Annotated in this window: 17 protein-coding genes, 1 tRNA gene and 1 pseudogene; 14 read left to right on the forward strand and 5 right to left on the reverse strand. The window is 71.5% G+C overall.

Annotation, left to right across the window (positions count from 1 at the left end; all coding sequences use genetic code 11):
• Positions 1–95 precede the first annotated feature (95 nt).
• The gene (locus ABT106_RS10235) at positions 96–1,562 is read right to left on the reverse strand and encodes an aminopeptidase P family protein (protein WP_351274988.1); all 1,467 of its coding nucleotides are present in this window, start codon (positions 1,560–1,562) and stop codon (positions 96–98) included.
• A gap of 92 nt (positions 1,563–1,654) precedes the next feature.
• Positions 1,655–3,184 carry a PP2C family protein-serine/threonine phosphatase gene (locus ABT106_RS10240; RefSeq protein WP_351274990.1) on the reverse strand — a complete coding sequence of 510 codons (1,530 nt, stop codon included), beginning with the start codon at positions 3,182–3,184 and terminating at the stop codon, positions 1,655–1,657.
• Positions 3,185–3,665: 481 nt separating this feature from the next.
• Between ABT106_RS10240 and ABT106_RS10245 the strand changes: the two genes are divergently transcribed.
• On the forward strand, positions 3,666–4,427 hold the full coding sequence (locus ABT106_RS10245; protein WP_351274992.1) for a bifunctional DNA primase/polymerase: 762 nt from the start codon (positions 3,666–3,668) through the stop codon (positions 4,425–4,427).
• A 110-nt stretch (positions 4,428–4,537) separates the two neighbouring features.
• Positions 4,538–5,110 carry a hypothetical protein gene (locus tag ABT106_RS10250; RefSeq protein ID WP_351274994.1) on the forward strand — a complete coding sequence of 191 codons (573 nt, stop codon included), beginning with the start codon at positions 4,538–4,540 and terminating at the stop codon, positions 5,108–5,110.
• Positions 5,111–5,289: 179 nt separating this feature from the next.
• Here the strand turns inward: ABT106_RS10250 and ABT106_RS10255 are convergent, their stop codons facing one another.
• The 3 genes and pseudogenes from ABT106_RS10255 to ABT106_RS10265 all read right to left on the reverse strand — a co-directional run bounded on the left by ABT106_RS10255 (position 5,290) and on the right by ABT106_RS10265 (position 7,976).
• Positions 5,290–6,264 (reverse strand): DUF5926 family protein, encoded by a 975-nt coding sequence (locus ABT106_RS10255; RefSeq protein WP_351274996.1) that lies wholly within the window; start codon positions 6,262–6,264, stop codon positions 5,290–5,292.
• 224 nt (positions 6,265–6,488) lie between these two features.
• Positions 6,489–7,090 (reverse strand): annotated as a pseudogene (locus ABT106_RS10260) (ATP-binding protein).
• 85 nt (positions 7,091–7,175) lie between these two features.
• Entirely contained in the window at positions 7,176–7,976 is an 801-nt protein-coding gene (locus tag ABT106_RS10265) for a glycerophosphodiester phosphodiesterase (RefSeq protein ID WP_351274998.1), read from the reverse strand.
• A gap of 225 nt (positions 7,977–8,201) precedes the next feature.
• On the opposite strand from ABT106_RS10265, the gene ABT106_RS10270 reads away from it, so the two are divergent.
• From ABT106_RS10270 to ABT106_RS10325, 12 genes are all read left to right on the forward strand, one after another.
• Positions 8,202–9,770 (forward strand): S1C family serine protease, encoded by a 1,569-nt coding sequence (locus tag ABT106_RS10270; protein ID WP_351275000.1) that lies wholly within the window; start codon positions 8,202–8,204, stop codon positions 9,768–9,770.
• Positions 9,771–9,860: 90 nt separating this feature from the next.
• Positions 9,861–10,766 (forward strand): LysR family transcriptional regulator, encoded by a 906-nt coding sequence (locus ABT106_RS10275; protein ID WP_351275002.1) that lies wholly within the window; start codon positions 9,861–9,863, stop codon positions 10,764–10,766.
• A 79-nt stretch (positions 10,767–10,845) separates the two neighbouring features.
• Positions 10,846–11,394: a cysteine dioxygenase family protein gene (locus ABT106_RS10280; RefSeq protein WP_351275004.1), complete on the forward strand. Its 549-nt coding sequence runs from the start codon at positions 10,846–10,848 to the stop codon at positions 11,392–11,394.
• Positions 11,394–12,443 (forward strand): YeiH family protein, encoded by a 1,050-nt coding sequence (locus ABT106_RS10285; protein ID WP_351275006.1) that lies wholly within the window; start codon positions 11,394–11,396, stop codon positions 12,441–12,443. The genes ABT106_RS10280 and ABT106_RS10285 overlap by 1 nt, the downstream gene beginning before the upstream one ends.
• A gap of 194 nt (positions 12,444–12,637) precedes the next feature.
• Positions 12,638–13,618: a trypsin-like serine peptidase gene (locus ABT106_RS10290; RefSeq protein ID WP_351275008.1), complete on the forward strand. Its 981-nt coding sequence runs from the start codon at positions 12,638–12,640 to the stop codon at positions 13,616–13,618.
• A 50-nt stretch (positions 13,619–13,668) separates the two neighbouring features.
• Positions 13,669–13,758: transfer RNA gene (locus ABT106_RS10295), tRNA-Ser, on the forward strand.
• Positions 13,759–13,810: 52 nt separating this feature from the next.
• Complete coding sequence (locus ABT106_RS10300; protein WP_351275010.1) at positions 13,811–13,966, forward strand: hypothetical protein; 156 nt, start codon at positions 13,811–13,813, stop codon at positions 13,964–13,966.
• A 259-nt stretch (positions 13,967–14,225) separates the two neighbouring features.
• On the forward strand, positions 14,226–14,645 hold the full coding sequence (locus tag ABT106_RS10305) for a DUF6344 domain-containing protein (protein WP_351275012.1): 420 nt from the start codon (positions 14,226–14,228) through the stop codon (positions 14,643–14,645).
• Between the two features lie 706 nt (positions 14,646–15,351).
• Positions 15,352–15,663, forward strand: coding sequence for a hypothetical protein (locus tag ABT106_RS10310; RefSeq protein WP_351275014.1), 312 nt, complete (start codon positions 15,352–15,354; stop codon positions 15,661–15,663).
• 202 nt (positions 15,664–15,865) lie between these two features.
• Complete coding sequence (locus tag ABT106_RS10315; RefSeq protein WP_351275016.1) at positions 15,866–17,038, forward strand: acyl-CoA dehydrogenase family protein; 1,173 nt, start codon at positions 15,866–15,868, stop codon at positions 17,036–17,038.
• Complete coding sequence (locus tag ABT106_RS10320) at positions 17,035–18,129, forward strand: bifunctional MaoC family dehydratase N-terminal/OB-fold nucleic acid binding domain-containing protein (RefSeq protein WP_351275018.1); 1,095 nt, start codon at positions 17,035–17,037, stop codon at positions 18,127–18,129. Before ABT106_RS10315 ends, ABT106_RS10320 begins: the two co-directional genes overlap by 4 nt.
• Entirely contained in the window at positions 18,129–19,154 is a 1,026-nt protein-coding gene (locus tag ABT106_RS10325) for an acyl-CoA dehydrogenase family protein (protein ID WP_351275020.1), read from the forward strand. Before ABT106_RS10320 ends, ABT106_RS10325 begins: the two co-directional genes overlap by 1 nt.
• Positions 19,155–19,170: the final 16 nt, after the last annotated feature.

Genomic DNA, 19,170 nt, shown 5'->3' on the forward strand with positions numbered 1-19,170 from the left:
CTTGGTGCTGTCGGTCAGTAAGGGGACCGGCTCGGAGACGATCCTCAGCTTCCGCACGGCGGTGGAGCCGGCCGCGGCCGGCCCGGCCGGCTCGGTCAGCCCTTGAGGCGCGCCATCCAGGCCTCGACGTCGACCGAGGACCGGGGCAGCCCGGCCGACAGGTTCCGGTTGCCGTCCTCGGTGACGAGGATGTCGTCCTCGATCCTGACGCCGATGCCGCGGTACTCCTTGGGCACGGTCAGGTCGTCGGCCTGGAAGTACAGACCGGGCTCGACCGTCAGGCACATGCCCGGCTCCAGCGTGCCGTCGACGTACGCCTCGGTGCGCGCGGCGGCGCAGTCGTGGACGTCCATGCCGAGCATGTGGCCGGTGCCGTGCAGGGTCCAGCGGCGCTGCAGACCGAGTTCCAGGACGCGCTCGACCGGGCCCTCCAGCAGGCCCCACTCGACGAGCTTCTCGGCCAGCACGTGCTGGGAGGCGTCGTGGAAGTCGCGGAACTTCGCACCCGGCTTCACGGCGGCGATGCCGGCTTCCTGGGACGCGTGGACCGCGTCGTAGATCTGCCGCTGGATGTCGGTGAACGCGCCGTTGACCGGCAGCGTGCGCGTGACGTCGGCGGTGTAGAGGGAGTGCGTCTCCACACCGGCGTCGAGCAGCAGCAGGTCTCCGGAACGGACATCGCCGTCGTTGCGGACCCAGTGCAGGGTGCAGGCGTGCGGACCGGCGGCGCAGATGGAGCCGTAGCCGACGTCGTTGCCCTCCACGCGGGCGCGGAGGAAGAAGGTGCCCTCGATGTAGCGCTCGGACGTGGCCTCGGCCTTGTCGAGGACCTTCACGACGTCCTCGAACCCGCGGACGGTGGAGTCGACCGCCTTCTGCAGCTCGCCGATCTCGAAGTCGTCCTTCACCGCGCGGGCCTCGGAGAGGTAGACGCGCAGCTCCTCGTCGCGCTCCTTGGTCACCTTGTCGGTGAGGGCAGACTCGATCACGGAGTCGTGGCCGCGCACGGTGCGGACCGGGCCTTCGGCTTCGGTGAGTGCCTCGGCGAGCTCGCGGACGTCCCGCGCGGGAATCCCCAGCAGCTGTTCGGCCTCGGTGAGGGAGTGGCGGCGGCCGACCCACAGCTCACCCTGTCCGGACAGCCAGAACTCGCCGTTCTCCCGGTTGGAGCGGGGCAGCAGGTAGACGGCTGTGCTGTGGCCGGTCTCCCCCGTGGGCTCCAGGACCAGGACGCCGTTCTCGGTCTGGTCGCCGGTGAGGTACGCGTACTCGGTGGAGGCGCGGAAGGGGTACTCGGTGTCGTTCGAGCGCGTCTTGAGACGGCCCGCGGGTACGACGAGGCGCTCGCCCGGGAAACGTGCGGACAGCGCGGCCCGGCGCGCCGCGGTGTGCGCGGCCTGGGGGATCGGCTCCAGCCCGTGCAGCTCGGTGTCGGCCCAGCCGGTGCGCATGCTCTCGGCAAGTTCGTCGCTGACGCCCGGGTACAGACCGTTCTTGCGCTGCTTGTGCTTCTTCTTGGGCTGCTCTTCTTCCGGGGTCTCCGGGGTGAGCTCGTCAGCCACGTCTTCTCCTCAGCTACGACAGACACGGACCTGGGTGTGGACCTCATCCATCGTATGTGTGAGCGGAAGACACCCGACGGGCATGTGCCATATCACTCAAATCGGGCGGCGAGCAGCACGATGTCCTCGGGAAGGTCGGCCGGCTCCCGTTCAGGCAGCACGGTCCGCAGGATGTGGTCGCACAGGGCCGCCGGATCATCCCGTACGGCGCGGGGAACCCCTGCGGCCGCCGCGTGCAGCCGGGCGTACGCCCGGTCCATCGGGTCGCCGGTTCGGCGCAGCAGCCCGTCCGTGTAGAGCAGCACCGTTTCTCCGGGAGCGGGCTCGATCTCCACGCTCGGCGCCTCCCAGCAGGACAGCATTCCGAGCGGCGCGGAGAGCGAGGTCTCCACGTACTCGGTGCGCCGTTCCCCGATGAGCAGCGGCGGGGTGTGCCCCGCCCCGGCCAGAACGATCTTCCGCTGGGCGGGCTCGCAGTAGGCGAACAGCGCGGTGGCCGAGCGTGCGGGCTCGGTCAGGCGCAGCAGCAGCTCCAGGTCGGACAGAACGGCGACGGGGTCCTCGCCCTCCATGACGGCGTAGGCGCGCAGTGAGGCGCGCAGCCGGCCCATCGCGGCGACGGCGCTGGGCCCGGACCCGGTGACGGAGCCCACGGCCAGGCCCAGGGCGCCCTCGGGCAGTGGCAGGGCGTCGTACCAGTCCCCGCCGCCGCGCGGCCCCGTGTGGTGGCGGGCGGCGAGCTGGACCCCGGGGATCCGGGGGAGCCGGCTGGGCAGCAGTTCCTCGGCGACCGTGGCCAGGCGGGCGCGGGAGCGCTCCACCTCCAGCATCCGGGCCAGGTGCTCGGCGGCGTGCCGTACGTACAGTCCGGCGAGGTCGCGCTGTCGGTCGCTCGGCTCGGCCTGCTCGTCGTACAGCCACACGGCCGCGCCGAGCCGGCCGGTGGCCTCGGCGGTGAGCGGCAGCGCGTAGCTGGCGGCGTACCCGAGGCGGGCTGCGACCTCGCGGTGACGGGGGTCGATGGGGGCGGCGAAGCCACCCGTGCCCGCGGGCGCACCCGGTTCGGGAAGCACCTCGGAGCCCCCTTCGGCATCCGGGAGTCCGTCGAGGATGCGGCCGTACGAGGTCGCGCTGCGCGGCACGGTCTCGATGTGGCCGAGGTCGGCATGGCCGAGGCCGAGGCCGATCGTCGTGGTGGGGCCCAGCCCGTCGGAGGGTTCCAGGACGATCAGACCGCGGCGGGCACCCACGAGTGCGGCCCCGGCGCGCAGGAACTCGCGGAGGGAAGAGTCGAGGTCATGGGCCCGGGCCAGGCGCTCGGTGAGCTCGTGGAGGGTGGTGAGGTCCGAGACCATGCCCGCGAGCCGGTCCTGGATGATGCTGCCCGGGGCGGGCGCGGGCACAGCCGCGGGCGCGCTCCGGGCGGGTGCGGGCGCCGCAGTGTGCGGTGACGCGGTAACTGCCGGATCGATTCCAGCCACTTTCGGCAGATGCGGGGCGCTCATGGCGTCCGCCTTTCCAGCTGGTGCGATTCGCCATATAGCATCGCAAACCCCCAGATCGTGCTGCGCCGCCATCAAGGAATCCACATCTACACGCACACGTGGATGCATGTCCAGCATTGCCCAGGTGCCAATTCTGGTGTTCGCGGAACGGCAACTCACGGTCGAGCCAAGGCTAGAACTTGGCCGGAAAAAGCTGGAACCCGACGGTTTTTGCGATCGACTGGGCGAGCTCCACCAGGGGTCCGGGTACGTATTGGGCAGCGCTCGGGGCCAGTTGACGCCTCCCGACGGCCATCCGTCGGTCATCGGGCAGCGCCGCGGCACCTCCGCGGCGACGGCCCGGCGGGCGTCGGGAACCGCCCGGCGCGGGCCGTCGTCCTTAACGGCGGCAGCCGGTCTCGGTGCCGGTGTGGGGCGCGTTCCGTCCCCGCCGGACGTTCGGCGGACCGCGAGGAAACCTGCGCGAACAGCGCGACCCCGCCTCTGGCGAACAGCGCGAACAGTGCCGACAGTGACGCGGAAACATGTACGTGTGGTGAGACATCGGTTACATGGTGTGATGTGGCCCTCGGCGTTCAACGGAAAGGAACGAGCGCTCATGCGCGAGATCCTCGGAAGGCGTCTCCAGCGGCTCCGCGATCGGCTCCCCTCCCTGCGCCCGGCCCCGGGAGAGAGCGGTACGCCGGCTCTCCTCAAGGCCGCGCTGACCTGCGCCACCGCGTGGCAGTGGCCCGTACTGCCCGGCATCGGCCGGTCGGCCGCGGACGGATCGCGGTGCGCCTGCCCCGAATCCGACTGCGTCGTCCCCGGCGCACACCCCTTCGACCCGGGGCTCCTCGCCGCCACCACCGACCCCAGGATGGTGACCTGGTGGTGGACCAACCGGCCCACCGCACCCGTCCTCCTGGCCACGGGCGGCGCCGCCCCGTGCGCCGTGAGCCTGCCGGCGGGCGCCGCCGCGCAGGCCCTTGTACGGCTGGACGCGCAGGGCATGCGCCTCGGGCCGGTCGTGGCCACGCCCACCCGGTGGTCGCTGCTGGTGGCGCCGTACTCGCTTGAGCGACTCGGTGAGCTCCTCTACGCCAAGGACCACGTGCCGTCCTCGCTGCGTTTCCACGGTGAGGGGGGCTACGTGCTGCTGCCGCCCTCCGCCGCGTCCGGCGGCGGTCAGGTGCGCTGGGAGCGGGAACCGCGTCCGACACCGCGGCCCCGCACCCTGCCCCGGCTCACGCGCGCGGCGGTCCCGCCCGCCGCGGCCGCGGCGCGGACCCTCTGGCTGCCCGAGGTCGAGGTCGTCGTGGACGCGTTGGTCGAGGCGAGCAGCGGTGCCCCGGGAGGCGGCAGCCGCCTCACGTACTGATCCGTCCTGGATCGGGCGGATCACTCGTACGGGTGCCAGCAGAACGAGTTTGCAAGGGAATTGGGCGCGGGGCCCTCCGCGCCCCATTCCCGGATCGCTATGTTCGGCGAATGAATCTCCGCCTGATCGGTATCGGCGCCGGTGTGTTGATCATCCTGTCGCTTCCGCTCGCCGGTGCGATCGCCGGCCCGGATCTCGCCGGTCAGGAGGACGGGAAAGGCGGCGGGCTGCTCTCGACGCTCGGGCTCTCGGACGCTCCGCGGACCGGTTCCGCGCCGCCCTCGGACCCGGCGGCCGCCTCCGGCCGCGAGCGGCCCGGGCCGGCCGAGCAGCCCCGTACGGATTCCCGTTGCGGACCCGAGGTGTCCTCGCCCCACGGTGTGGAGGCCCAGACCTGCGTGCTCGTCGGTGAAGGGCTTACGTGGGGCCGTAGTTACTACCGGAACACGAGTGGCCGGGCCCTGGATGCCGTGCTCACGGTGATGGGGCCGGCCGGCCGCACGGTGCAGATCCGGTGCGCGGTCGGGGTGGGCGACGAGCCGGGGCTGTGCGAGACGCCGAGGGAGTCCTCTGCCGGGACTCCGGAAAGCTACTCGGCCGTAGCGGAGTTTGCAGTTCCGGATGATGAAGGCGACTTGCTGCTGCGGTCCGGGAGCAACTCACCGGCACCATCCGACGGTTGAGTACCGCGGAAAATCAAGCGCCCGGTCGCTGGCGACGGGGGATGCACCAGCGACCGGGCTACAAGAACGGTAACAAGAGATCGCCTGTTCGCAAATTCGATCTCTGATATTCAGACAGCGATTTGCAGACGATTAGCGGGAGTTGTGACTCCAGTCACCGGTCCCGTGCGGCGCCGGGATCAGCTGAGGGTCACCTGTCGGTTGGTGAGCCCGCCGCGCGCCCGGCGCTCCTCCGTGGTCAGCGGCGCGTCCGTGGCCAGAGCCGCGGCGAGCCGCTCCGCGAGCTCGGCGGCGGGCTTCTCGACGTCGTCGGCCGTGACCCCGGTGGGCAGGTCCCAGACGGGGACCATCAGTCCGTGCGCACGGAAGGAACCGACGAGTCGGGTGCCTTCGCCCAGCGAGGACGTGCCGGCCGCGTGCAGTCGCGCGAGCGCGTCGAGCAGCTTTTCCTCGGGGTGCGGCATGACCCAGCGCAGGTGGTTCTTGTCCGGGGTCTCGCACCAGTAGGCCGCGTCCACGCCGGCCAGCTTGACGGTGGGAATGGCTGCCGCGTTCGCGCGTTCGAGGGAGGCGGCGATCTCCGGGGAGGCGCTCTGCGCGTTCTCCGATTCCGGAATCCAGAATTCGAATCCGGTGTGGACAACCGGCTCGAAACCGCCGTCGGCGTCCAGGAGGTCCTGAAGTCGCGGGCCCTCGGCGGGAACTCGACGGGCCGGAACGGGAGTGCCCGGTTCCGCGGCGAGGGCGCGCTCCAGGGTGTCGGCCATGTCGCGGCCGAGATCCCCGGTGGAGGACTCGTTCTGCAGGCCCAGCAGGACGGACCCGTCCTCGCGGCGCAGTGCCGGCCAGGCCAGGGGCAGTACGGTCACCAGCGTGACGGACGGAACGCCCTCGGGCAGACCGGCCTTGAGGGTGAGCGGCACGGTGGCCGCGGGGACGAGCTCGCGCAGCGCGACCCAGTCGCACTCGCCCGGCAGGCCCTCGAAGGGGCGCTGCACGTGCTCGGTGACGGCGTGCGCGGCGGCCGCGCCGTGACACGCCTTGTAGCGGCGCCCGGATCCGCAGGGGCAGGGCTCGCGAGCGCCCACCACCGGGATCTCACCGTTGTTGAGCTGCGGCTTTGCAGTCTTGGCTGCGGGGCGCTTCTTGGCCATCGTGGGTGTCTCCCGGTTGCGGCGGTACGGCGTCGTGTCTGGGCGCGAGCCTAGCCGTTCGTACCGCCGCAACCGGTGGGTGCGGCCGGGAGCACGGTCGGCGTGCGCTCCCGGACGGCCGCTTCTGCCGATGGCCGGACTGCTCTCCGCTCCGTTGGTCGCGGGTTGTTGTCAGTTGCGGTCGGTTGTTGTCGGTTCTGACCGGCCGCAGGTCGATTACGCGGTCAGGAGTCGTACCGTCCGATGGCCGTGCCGAAGTCGATCGCCGGGGGCGCAACGCGCGTAGCGAAATCGTCGTGCCGGGCCCCGCAGGAGATGATCACCCAGACGGTGACCTCGCCCGCCGCTCCGTCCCGGACACCCCAGTTCTGTGCCAGGGCGCTGATGATGTTCAGCCCCCGGCCGCCACGCGCGGTGACCGAGGGCTTGGCTGAGACAGGGCGAGTGGGCCCGCCCCCGTCCGTGACCTCGACCGTCAGCCGCCCCGTTTTGTCGACGCGCCAAGCGGCGCGTATCTCGCCGTCGCCGATCTCCCGTGAGCCCAGCGGCCTGCCGTGTCGACAGGCGTTGCTGAGCAGTTCGGAAAGGACCAGTACGGCATCGTCCACGATCGATTCGGACACCCCGCCGAGGCGCAATTCCTCACGCATCCGGTGTCTCGCCTCGCCCACGCCGGCAGGGCCATGGCATACGACCATGCACGACGACGTGGGCACTTCTTGTGCCACCACCAACGCCACCCCCGGAACCTCCTTAGCCCCACGCATGGTCTGGATGCCCCATTGGCCTGGACCGGAAACCGCCGTAGCGGGGCCCTCTGACGCATTCGCGGCGATCGAATGCGGAGCGGATGCGCCGGGGCACAACCTGTGACCGGAGGGGTGAAGGCGGCAGGAGCGCAAAACGGGACGTCAGCGTCCCAGCTGTGACAGAACCTGACGGGGTCTGTTCGTGATGATCGCTTCCACACCCAGATCAGCGCACAGCCGAACGTCTTCCGGATCGTTCACCGTCCACACATGCACGGAGTGCCCCGCGGCTTGAAGCTTGCGGACGAAGGCGGGGTGGTTGCGCACGATCCGCATCCCGGGGCCGGCGATCTGCACGCCCTCGGGCAGCCGCCCGTCCCGCATCCGGGGCGAGATGAACTGCATCAGATAGACGGTCGGCACGGTCGGTGCGGCTGCCCGGACCCGGTGCAGGGAGCGGGCGGAGAAGCTCATGACCCGGACCGGGTGCGGGCCGGCGGCGGGCGGGGCGTCCAGGCCGAAGCGCTTGAGGAGGAAGAGGAGGCGCTCCTCCACCTGTCCGGCCCAGCGGGTCGGGTGCTTCGTCTCGATCGCCAGCTGGACCGGCCGCCCGGCGTCGGAGACCAGCTCGAGGAGGCGCTCCAGGGTGAGCACCGAGGTGCGATCGGGGTCGGCGTCCCAGTCCGGGGACTCCTCGCGGTCCTTCCAGGAGCCGAAGTCGAGTGCGGCGAGATCGGCCAGCTCCAGGGCGGAGACGGCGCCGCGGCCGTTGGACGTGCGGTTCACCCGGCGGTCGTGGACCAGGACCAGGTGGCCGTCGGCGGTGAGCCGGACGTCGCATTCGAGGGCGTCGGCGCCGTCCTCGATGGCCTTGCGGTAGGCAGCCAGGGTGTGCTCGGGGGCATCCTCCGAGGCGCCGCGGTGGGCGACGACCTGGATGGGGCGCGGCGTTGCGTGGGTCACCGTGTCATGGTGCCATCGAGCGGGCGCGGGGCGTCGGGCCCAGTACTGCCGGGAGCCCGAAATGTCAGATATAAAGAATGCGGGGAGACTCACAGGTCCGGCTTACAGTGCTCCGACGGGTCATGGGAAAGGCTTTGCCCAGGAACTTGTACGGCACGTCGAACGTTCTGCCGGACCTATATCGCCAGAGATTGCCGAAGCCGTGTGTGACGAGGAGAGAGCGCTGTGAGCAACGAGAACGAGGGCACCGCGGCCCCCCAGCATCCCGCGGCCCCGTCCGTACCACCTGCTCCGGCCTCCGAGACGCAGGCTGGGGCTCCGCAGCCGCAGCCCGCTTCCGCGCCGGTTCAGCAGCCCGCCTCCGCGCCGGTTCCGCCGGGGACCGAGCCGACGCAGCAGATCCCGCCCGTCCCGGCGCACCCCGCCCCGGGGTACGGCCAGGCGCCGAATCCCGCGTACGACCAGGCTCCGCAGGGCGCGGACTACGGCCAGAACCAGGGGCAGGGCCACTACGGCCAGGGGCCGGCCCAGGGTTCCGCGTACGGCCAGGGCCCCGGGTCCGCGCACGGCGCCGACGGCTGGCCGCCCCCGCCCCCCACCGTCCCGGCCTACAGTGGTGGCGGCCACGGCGGCTGGGGAGCCCCGCTGGGCGCCGACGGGACTCCGCCGCCCAAGCCGAAGGGCAAGGGCGGCCTCATCGCGGGCATCCTCGTCGCGGCCCTCCTCGCGGGCGGTATCGGCGGCGCCGTCGGCTACTGGGCGGCCGACCGCAGCAACAACGGCACCGGGTCGACCACGATCAGCGCGGGCAACACCCCCAAGGACCTCAAGCGCGAGGCGGGCTCCATCGCGGGGCTGGCGTCAGGCGCGCTGCCCAGCGTGGTCACCATCGAGGCCTCAGCCGGCGACGGCGACGGCGGCACCGGAACCGGCTTCGTCTACGACCAGCAGGGCCACATCCTCACCAACAACCACGTCGTGGCCTCGGCCGCCAACGGCGGCAAGCTCTCCGCGACGTTCTCCGACGGCAAGAAGTACGAAGCCGAGGTCGTGGGCCGCGCCCAGGGCTACGACGTCGCCGTGCTCAAGCTGAAGAACCCGCCGGCCGGCCTCAAGCCGCTGCCCCTCGGCGACTCCGAGAAAGTGGCTGTCGGCGACTCCACCATCGCGATCGGCGCGCCCTTCGGCCTGTCCAACACGGTCACCACCGGCATCGTGAGCGCCAAGAACCGCCCGGTCGCCTCGGGCGACGGTTCCAGCGGCAAGAACTCGTACATGAGCGCCCTCCAGACGGACGCCTCAATCAACCCGGGCAACTCCGGCGGCCCGCTCCTCGACGGCCGCGGCGCGGTCATCGGCATCAACTCCGCCATCCAGTCGGCCGGCAACGGCGGCTTCGGCGGCGGTCAGGCCGGCTCGATCGGCCTCGGCTTCGCCATCCCGATCAACCAGGCGAAGAACGTCGCCGAATCGCTGATCAAGACGGGCCAGCCGGTGTACCCGGTGATCCTGGTTTCCGTCGACCTCCAGGCCAAGGTCGCCGGCGCCAAGATCTCCGAGCAGGGAGCGCCCGTCAACGAGCTGGTCGACCCGAACGGCCCGGCCGGCAAGGCGGGCCTCAAGCCCGGCGACCTGATCACCGAGTTCGGCGGCAAGCCGGTCGACAGTGGGCCGACGCTCATCAGCATGATCTGGACGTACAAGCCCGGCGACACGGTGAAGCTGACCTACCAGCGCGGCGGCAAGCCGAACACGGTCGACATCACCCTCGGTTCGCGGGTCGGCGACAAGTAGCCGAATCGGACGGCGCGGTGGCTCGTTGACGAGGGGCCGTAGGCGGGATTCTGCCTACGGCCCCTCCCAACGTCCGCTTATGCTTCGCTCGTGTTCGATTCCCGGCACATACGAACGTTCCACGCGGTCGTGGCCTCCGGGTCCTACTCGGCGGCGGCCCGCGTCCTGGGCTACACCCAGCCCGCCATCACTCAGCAGATGAAGGCGCTCGAACGTGCCGTCGGCACACCGCTGTTCACCCGGGTGGGCCGCGGGATGCGGCTCACCGAGGCGGGGGAGTCCCTGTCCCGGCACGCCGAGACCATCCTCGGCAGCCTCTCCGCGGCCGAGGCACAGCTGAAGGCGTACGCCCGCCTGCGCACGGGGCGGGTCCGGCTGTGCGGATTCCCCAGCGCCAACGCCACCCTGGTCCCCGAGGCGCTGAGCGGCCTGGCCAAGGACCACCCCGGCATCCAGGTGGAGCTGCTGGAGTGCGAGCCCCCGGATTCCCTGCGCAGGCTGGAACGGGGAGAGTGCGACATCACGCTGGCCTTTACCTACCCGCGGCTGCACGAGGAGATCCCGGAGGAGGTCGCCGAGGTCAGGCTGCTGGAGGACCAGCTCACGGTGCTGCTCCCGGCCGGGCACGCGCTGGCGCGGCGACGGGCCGTGCACCTGGCCGACCTGGCCGAGGAGCGGTGGATCGCGGGCTGTCCGCGCTGCCGGGCGAACCTGCTGCACGAATGCGCCGAGCTGGGATTCGTACCCGACATCCGCTTCGCCACCGACGACAATCTGGTGGTGCAGAGCCTGGTCGCACAGGGCCTGGGCGTGGCGATGATGCCCGCGCTGGTACTGCCCTCCCTGTCCCTCAGCCGGGTCTGCGGGCGGGCGCTCCAGCCCGCCGCGCGCCGCCACATCGCCGCCTACGTCTACCGGGACCACCTGCGCATCCCGGCGACGGCCGTGGTGCTCGACGCGTTGAAGCAGGTGGCCGCGAACCGGGTGGGCTGCTGACCGATCCATAAGCGGTGCTTGGGATTTCGGGTCATAACTGTCGTTGGACGTGATGGGACGTCCGCAGGACGCTGCCGACATGACCACCACCATGCCGGCCCCTCCCACCACGAGGATGGCCGCCCTCGTCAGTGAGATCCGTACGGTCGTGGACCGGGGCCTGGCTCCCGACCTGACCGCGTACCTGGTCGGCGAACGCCTCGCACCGCACCTGGGCGCGCCCGACCTGCTGACGCCGGCTCAGAGCGAAGGCTCCCCCGACCGGTACCGGCAGCACATCCTGCACGCCGAGTCCGACGGCGGCTTCTCTGTCGTGGCCCTGGTGTGGCTGCCCGGCCAGGAGACCTGCATCCACGACCACGTGTCGTGGTGCGTGGCAGGAGTGCACATGGGCGAGGAGAGCGAACGGCGCTACCGGCTGGCACCCGGCGCCGGAACGGCCCGGCTGGTGGCCACGGAGGACGTGGTCAACGGCCAGGGCGAGGTCTGCGGATTCGCCCCGCCCGGTGACATCCACAAGGTTCGTAACTCCTGCTCCACCAAGGCCATATCCCTGCACGTGTACGGCGCCGACGTATCCCGCCTGGGCACCAGCATCCGCCGCTCCTACACGCTTCCCGTCGACTGATGGCGCTGCTTCACCGCCCTCAGGGAGCGGCGGCGGCCCGCTCTGTTTCACGTGAAACACCGGCCACCTGGACCGGTGTGGCGGCCGCCGCCGGCGGGGCTCTGGCAGCCTGGCTCGTCCACCGGGCACTGCCCGTGGTGCCGATGCTCACTGCCGCGGTGGTGCTGGGCATCGCCGCGGCGCACCTGCCCGGCCTGCGGAGCTTCGTACGGGGACCCGCGCGCCCGGGGCTCTCCCTGGCCGGACGTCGGCTCATGCGGATCGGAATCGTCCTGCTGGGCCTGGGACTGGGGCTGGACCAGGTGCTGCGGCTGGGCTGGGCCACGGTGGCCATGGTCGCCGGGGTGGTCGCGGCCACCTTCTTCGGCACGCTCTGGCTGGGCCGAAGGCTCGGACTCCCGGGAGACCAGCCTTTGCTGATCGCCACCGGCTACTCGATCTGCGGGGCCTCCGCGATCGGCGCGGTCAGCGAGGTGTCGGGCAGCGAGGAGGAGGACGTGGCCGCCTCGGTGGCGCTGGTGACCCTGTGCGGCACGTTGGCCATCGCCGTCCTGCCGCTGCTTCAAAGCCCGCTCGGGCTCTCCGACCCGGCCTTCGGGCGGTGGGTCGGGGCGAGCGTCCACGACGTCGGCCAGGTGGTGGCCACCGCGCAGACCGCCGGCCCGGGCGCGCTGGGCGAGGCGGTCCTGATCAAGCTGATGCGGGTGGCGTTGCTCGCGCCGCTGGTGGCCGCCGTGGCCTTCTCCGTCCGGGCCCGGCGGCGCGGGGTGCGCACCCCCTCGGGGCGCCGGCCCGCCCCGGTACCGCTGTTCGTGGCCGGGTTCCTGGCAGCGGCCGCGCTGCGTGCCACGGGCGTACTGCCCGCCGCGGCCCTGGAATGGGCGCACACCGCGCAGGAGGTGCTGCTGGCGGCGGCCCTGTTCGGGCTGGGAAGCGCGGTGCACCTGCCGACACTGGCCCGTACGGGCGGGCGGGCCGCGGCACTGGGGCTCGGAGCCTGGGTGGTGGTGGCCGGGGCCGCGTACGTGGGCGTGCTGCTCACCGTATGAACCGTGAACGGGGGGAGTTGGCCAATTGCTGGCCAGAACCGACCGAACGTTCCAACTGCCTCATGACATCGACGCGCGGCCGTGCCACTCTGCCCCGGCAAGCCGCACCGCAATGCACTGCGCAGAGCCGATCCGCACCGACCGCTCTTCACCCCCACCCTGCCCCGGTCCGGGCACGGCCGAAGGAGTCCTGCGTGAATCGTCATCGCACCGTCTTGTCCGTCGTCTTATCGGCCGGCGCCCTGATCGCGGGCGTCCTGACCGCCGCGGCTCCCGTAGCCGCCGCGGACAGCTCCACCCCCGCGTCCTTCCGGCAGCAGCACGCGCCGGGCTTCTGGACCGCGGAGCGCATGCGCGGCGCTACCGCGCTCGACATCACCGCGGTCCCCGGGCCGTCCCGCGGCCCGGTCGTCTCGGCCGCCGCGTCGGTCCGCCCCACGGCCATCGCGCCGACGGCCCCGTCCCCGGAGTCCCGTGCGGCCTCCCCCACGGCGTTCCCACAGGCGGGAGGCGCCTGGACGGGCGGCGGCGCGGTCGTGAAGACCTCGGGCCGGGTCTTCTTCACGATGGGAGGCCGGACCGCGTCCTGCTCCGGCGACTCGATCACCAGTGCCAACGGCGGCACGGTCGTCACGGCCGGCCACTGCGTGAAGTACCAGGGGGCCTGGCACACGAACTGGGTCTTCGTACCCGCCTACAGCAACGGCACCGCGCCCTACGGCCAGTGGTCGGCGACCAAGACCTTCGCCACCGACCAGTGGGCCGCGAGCGAGGACATGAACATGGACGTCGGCCTGGCCGTCGTGGCCCCGCTGAACGGACAGACCCTCACTCAGGCCGTCGGAGCCCAGGGCATCCTCTTCAATGGCGGCTACAACAAGAGGATGTACTCCTTCGGCTTCCCCGCGGCAGCACCGTACGACGGCTCCAAGCTCGTCTACTGCAGTGGCAACAGCGGCAAGGACTTCCTCCTGACGAAGGACCACAGCCTGGCCTGCAACATGACGGGCGGCTCCAGTGGCGGCCCCTGGTTCCAGGACTTCAACGAGGCCACGGGCCTGGGTACCCAGGTCTCGGTGAACAGCTTCGGCTACACCTTCCTGCCGAACCGCATGTACGGCCCGTACTTCGGCAACGAGGCCAAGGCGGCCTATGACAAGGCCCAGACGGCCTGACTTCGCACCCGCCCCGGCGCCCGCCACAGCCCGGTACTCTGTACCGGCCAGGTGGGTTGCCCGAGCGGCCTAAGGGAACGGTCTTGAAAACCGTCGTGGCAGCGATGTCACCGTGGGTTCAAATCCCACACCCACCGCCAGGTGAGTGAAGCAGCAGGTCAAAGGGCGCGATCCCGGTAGGGGTCGCGCCCTTTGCGCGCCGCCAGGCTCCCCGCCGCCGAGGCCACACTCGTCGTACGCGTCAGCTCCGACGCGGAGTACCGGGGCAAGAACCTGTCTTCGATCACCGGGAACGCCGTCACCCCCGACCATCTCTGGCCCGCTCCGGTGTCCGTCGGGTCGCAGTAGAGCCCCGCTCCGCTCCGTACGCAAGTCGGCACCGGGGCCCTTGGAGGCGGGGCCCGAGGCGGTGCGTCGGGAAGAGCCGCGCCTCGCAGGGGATGGTCCCGGGCCGCCGGCCGCAGGTCCGTAAGAGCGCCTTTGGGCCTTTTGAGTGGTGTTTGTCGGACGATCGGCGCGCGTCGTCGGGGTCGTGCGGTTGCGCCCACATCATGACGAATGTATTCAGATCCGCCCGTCAGAACATCGCGAAATGAGGCACCTCGTCATGGCTCACCGCAGCACCGTCACCTCGATCTGGACCGCCGTCCTCGCCGCACTCGTGGCGCTCCTCGCCTCCCTCGGCTTCGGCGCAAAGGCCGCCCCGGCGGTCGCCGGCGTCTCCGCCCCCGCCGTTCCGGCCCCCGCGGCCGCCACCACGCGCCGGGCGGCCGTTGCGGCCCGGCGGACGTGGAGGGCCATGATGCGGGGTGGTTCGCTCCCGCCGACCATCAAGCAGCGGATCCGCGCCGAGGCGCACGGCAAGACCCCGTCCGTCCGCCGCTCCACCACCGCCGCCGCCATGGGTGCCGGATCGGGATCGTCCGCCGCGGTGCAGAGCCCGGTCGGATCCCCTGCCGGAGTGCTGACCGCGTCGTTCGGATCCCGCGCCGGCGCCGCCCGGGAAGCGCTGGCGCTCGCCGCGTAGGTCCCCGTGGCCCGCAGTGGTCGCAGATCCGATCCGGTGTCGCGGGCGTACCCGCCGCCACCGAGCAGGAGCCGTAGTACCAGCTCCAGTACGAGTACCGGCAGGCAGCAGGCAGCAGGCAGCAGGCAGTAAGCAGTAAGCAGTAAGCAGCAGGAGCACGCGCCGAATCCGGCGCGCGAGGGCGTGCGTGAGCAGGAACGGCGTGAGCAGTAGGAGTCGTAGGCAGCCGTAGGAGTGGGAAGCGCGACTGGTAGCAGGCGCTGGAGCCCGGTCGCTCGTGACCGTGGATCGCGCCGAGTGGTGCCCCAGAACTGGGGCACGGATGGATCACCCCGGCGGACGCCGGGGGCGTGCAGGGGGCGCGAAGCTTGGTATCGCAGGGCCGCATGCCCGGGAGACGGTGGGGTTCCCGGACGGCGCGGCCCTTTTCGGCATGTCCGGGACACGCTGATCTGAAGGAACGCTTCATCCCTTGTACAGCAAGGGCTTTACCCGAGTCCGGGGCGTTGACCAGGGGCATCGAGGGCGTGAAGAGGGTTTATCCGATGTTGGTCATACTTGCGGGGGAATCGGGGACTCCGGGGTGGTTCGCCGGGGATTCGGTGGGCAACTCTGGTGTCGCGACGTCGTCCCACACGGAACGACCGGGGCGGTCGGCCAACTGTCCCGGTGCAAGTCCCACTTCGGTTTCCTGGAGGATTCAGACATGGCAAGCATCCGTACCGCCCGCGTCATCGCCGCTGCCGCCGCTCTCCCCCTCACCATCGCCCTCTTCGGCGGCGTGGCCTCGGCGGACAACGGCTCCCTCGCGAACGACGGATCTAATGCGAGCGCCGCGGGCATCATCGGCAGCGGCGTGGGCGGCAACAACCTCGGCAACTCCTCCACCTCGCAGCAGGTGGCGACCGGCTCCGGCGCGTCCAACCAGAACAACACCGCGCAGGTCAACGGATCGGCCTTCACCGCGATCCATCAGGCCAACTCGAACATCGCGGTCAACTTCCATCCCTGGTGGTGAGCACGGCCTGAGCCGCTCCGACTGTTGAGGGCGCCCGTGCGACCGGACCGGCTGGGGTCCGGCAGCGCGGGCGCCCTCGCGCGTACCCGCCCGCCCCGAGCGTCCCGCCCGCATCGTCGCCGCGCTTGCGACCTTGACACCACCGGTAAATCTGACGGACAGTCAGGTCTACTCGATGATGTGATGCCGGGAGGCCAGCGCCGTGCACCTCGCCCCGACCGAAGGCCAGTTGCGGCTCCGTAGCGAACTGCGGAAGTACTTCAAGGACCTGTTGCCGGACGGCGTGCCCCACGACGCCGCCGACCAGCGCGAACTGCTGCGCCGCATCGGCGCCGACGGACTGCTGGGTCTCGGCTGGCCTGCCGAGTACGGCGGTCAGGACCGTGGCTCAGCCGAGCAGTTCGTGTTCTTCGACGAGGCGTACCGGGCCGGCGCCCCCGTCTCCATGGTCACGCTCAACACCGTCGGGCCGACCCTCATGAAGTACGGGACGCGGGAGCAGAAGGACTTCTTCCTCCCCCGCATCCTCGCGGGGGAGATCGTCTTCGCCATCGGTTACTCGGAGCCCGAGGCGGGCACCGACCTCGCCTCGCTGCGCACCCGTGCCGTCCGCGACGAAGACGCCGACGGGACCGGGGAATGGGTGATCGACGGGCAGAAGATCTTCACCTCGAACGCCCAGAACGCGGACTGGATCTGGCTGGCCTGCCGCACCGACCCGCAGGCCCCCAAGCACAAGGGCATTTCGATCATCCTGGTGCCCACGCAGGCACCCGGGTTCGCCTGGACCCCCATCGAGACCGTCGGCGGGCTCACCACCACTGCCACGTACTACGACTCCGTCCGGGTGCCGGCCGACAACCTCGTCGGACCCGAGCACGGGGGCTGGGGGCTGATCACCAACCAGCTCAACCACGAACGCGTGGCCCTCGCCGCCATCGGCATGCAGGCCGAGGACTTCTACGGGGCCGCCCTCGCCCACGCCCGCACCCCCGATCCGGTCACCGGGGAGCGCCCCGCCGACCTGCCGTGGGTGCGGTCCCGGCTCGCGGAGGCGCACGCGCGGCTGGCCGCCGTACGCCTCCTCAACTGGCGGCTCGTCCAGGACGTCGGCGGCGGCGACCTCGCGCCCGGGGACGCGAGCGGCGTGAAGTTCCTCGGCACCGAGTCCACCGTCGAGGTGTACCGGATGTGCCAGGAGGTGGTGGGCGAGGAGGGCCTGATCCGGGGACCGGGGAGCGAGTCCTTCGAGGGCGGCGAGCTGGAGCGGATGAACCGGGCCGCGCAGATCAACACCTTCGGCGGCGGGGTCAGCGAGGTACAGCGGGAGATCGTCGCCATGATGCGGCTCGGGATGAAGGGGAGGAAGCGATGACGGCAGACGCGGCCGGGAGGGCTGCGGCCGGGAGAGCCGGAGCCGGAAAGTCCCGGGCCGGGAGTTCCGGAGCCGGTGCACCGGCCGAGGCCGAGGCGGCAGCCGGGTTCCACGCGCTGCTGGTGGACTTCGAGGGGCGACCGGCCGCCACCGCGGGCCGCGGCAAGGACACCGTGAACGAACCGATGATCCGCCACTGGTGCGAGGCGATGGGCGATGCCAATCCCGCCTACGGCGGACCGGACGCCATCGCCCCCCCGACCATGCTCCAGGCCTGGACGATGGGCGGGCTCTCCGGCCACACCGACCGCTCCTCCGCCTACGACGAGCTCTTCGCGCTCCTGGAGGGCGCCGGTTTCACCTCGGTGGTGGCCACCGACTGCGAGCAGGAGTACCTGCGTCCCCTTCGGCCGGGTCAGGCGGTCACCTTCGACGCCGTCATCGAGTCCGTATCGCCGCGCAAGACGACCACACTGGGAACCGGTCACTTCGTGACCACGCGCACGGACGTCCGGGCGGACGGCGAGCTCGCCGGAACGCACCGCTTCCGCATCCTGAAGTACGCACCGGCAGCAGCCCCCGCCCTCGCGCCCGCCCCCGTGCAGCCCGCCGAGTCCGCGCAGCCCAAGCCGCAGCCCAAGGCACAGCTCAAGCCGCAGCCCGAGCCGCGGCGCCCGCGCCCCGTGGTCAACCGCGACAACCAGGGCTTCTGGGACGGTGTCCGGGAGCACCGGCTGCTGATCCAGCGCTGCACCGCCTGCGCCACCCCGCGTTTCCCCTGGCTCCCGGGCTGCAACTCCTGCGCCTCGCTCGACTGGGACACCGTCGAGGCCTCCGGCGCCGCCACCGTCTTCAGCTACGTCGTCATGCACCACCCGCCCTTCCCGGCCTTCACGGCGCACGAGCAGTCCGCGGCCGCGGGCGGACCGTACGCGGTCGCCCTCGTCGAGCTCGCCGAGGGAGTCCGCATGATCACCAACATCACCGGCGTCCCGTACGACAAGGTCCGCATCGGCCTGCCGGTCCACCTGGAGTTCCTGCGCGTCGACGACGACCTGGAACTCCCCGTCTTCCGCGGAAGCGAGGGCTGATGGACTTCCACCCCACCGAGGAGCAGGCCGCGGCGGCCGGACTCGCCGCCCGGATCTTCGGCGACCTCGCCACCCACGAACGCCTCGCGGCCGCGGGCAGCGGCAGCGACGCCGAGCTGTGGAAGGCCCTCACCACGGCCGGGCTGATCGCGGCCGTCGAGGACGTCGGACTTCTGGGCCTGGTCCTGCTGCTGGAGGAGCAGGGCCGCACCACCGCGCAGGTTCCGTACGCCGCCACCTGCGCGTACGGCGTGCTCCCGGTCGCCGCGCACGGGAGCGCCGGACAGCGGGCCCGCCTGCTGCCCGCTCTGGCCACCGGCGAGTTCGTCGCCACAGGGGCCTTCCCGGCCCGCGGCCGGATCACCGCGGAGGGCGGACGGCTGTCCGGCACCGCCCCCGCCGTGCCCTGGCTGCGCGAGGCCACGCACGTACTGGTCCCGGACGCGGACCGGGACCTGTGGCTCGTACGGACCGACGCGCCGGGCGTACGGACCTCCCCGGTGGAGACCACCGCCCCCTGGTCGGCGGGCCGGCTGACGCTGATCGGAGCCGAGGCCGAGCGGATGGGCTCCGCAGGCGCCTACGAGGACGTACTCGCGGGGGCCCGTACCGCCTTCGCCGGACTCCAGGCCGGCGTCTGCGCGGGCTCGCTCGCCCGTGCCGTGGAGTACACCGGCACCCGCGAGCAGTTCGGCAGGCCCCTCTCCACCAACCAGGGCGTCATGCTGCGCGCCGCCGACGCGTACATGGACACCGAGGCGATCCGGGTCACCGCCTACGAGGCGGCCTGGCGCATCGACCAGGGCCTGCCCGCCCGTGAGCACGCGCTGACCGCGGCCTGGTGGGCCTCGGAGGCGGGCAAGCGGGTCGTGCACGCGGGCCAGCACCTGCACGGCGGAATGGGCGCCGACCTGGAGCACCCCGTCCACCGGCACTTCCTGTGGGGACGCCAGCTGGACGCGTACCTGGGCTGCGGCAGCGAGCTGCTGGCCGAACTGGGCGCCGTACTGGCGCAGGAGGGCTGAGACATGAGAGTCGGCG

It is taken from the genome of Streptomyces sp. NPDC002044 (assembly GCF_040296725.1).
GTDB lineage: Bacteria > Actinomycetota > Actinomycetes > Streptomycetales > Streptomycetaceae > Streptomyces > Streptomyces antarcticus.

Excerpts from the sequence above, each read along its gene's own strand:
- ABT106_RS10285 (WP_351275006.1), top strand. The coding sequence starts at position 11,394 with ATGGCGCTGCTTCACCGCCCTCAGGGAGCGGCGGCGGCCCGCTCTGTT.
- ABT106_RS10245 (WP_351274992.1), top strand. The coding sequence starts at position 3,666 with ATGCGCGAGATCCTCGGAAGGCGTCTCCAGCGGCTCCGCGATCGGCTC.
- ABT106_RS10310 (WP_351275014.1), top strand. The coding sequence starts at position 15,352 with ATGGCAAGCATCCGTACCGCCCGCGTCATCGCCGCTGCCGCCGCTCTC.
- ABT106_RS10325 (WP_351275020.1), top strand. The coding sequence starts at position 18,129 with ATGGACTTCCACCCCACCGAGGAGCAGGCCGCGGCGGCCGGACTCGCC.
- ABT106_RS10240 (WP_351274990.1), bottom strand. The coding sequence starts at position 3,184 with ATGCTGGACATGCATCCACGTGTGCGTGTAGATGTGGATTCCTTGATG.
- ABT106_RS10255 (WP_351274996.1), bottom strand. The coding sequence starts at position 6,264 with ATGGCCAAGAAGCGCCCCGCAGCCAAGACTGCAAAGCCGCAGCTCAAC.
- ABT106_RS10305 (WP_351275012.1), top strand. The coding sequence starts at position 14,226 with ATGGCTCACCGCAGCACCGTCACCTCGATCTGGACCGCCGTCCTCGCC.
- ABT106_RS10250 (WP_351274994.1), top strand. The coding sequence starts at position 4,538 with ATGAATCTCCGCCTGATCGGTATCGGCGCCGGTGTGTTGATCATCCTG.
- ABT106_RS10320 (WP_351275018.1), top strand. The coding sequence starts at position 17,035 with ATGACGGCAGACGCGGCCGGGAGGGCTGCGGCCGGGAGAGCCGGAGCC.
- ABT106_RS10280 (WP_351275004.1), top strand. The coding sequence starts at position 10,846 with ATGACCACCACCATGCCGGCCCCTCCCACCACGAGGATGGCCGCCCTC.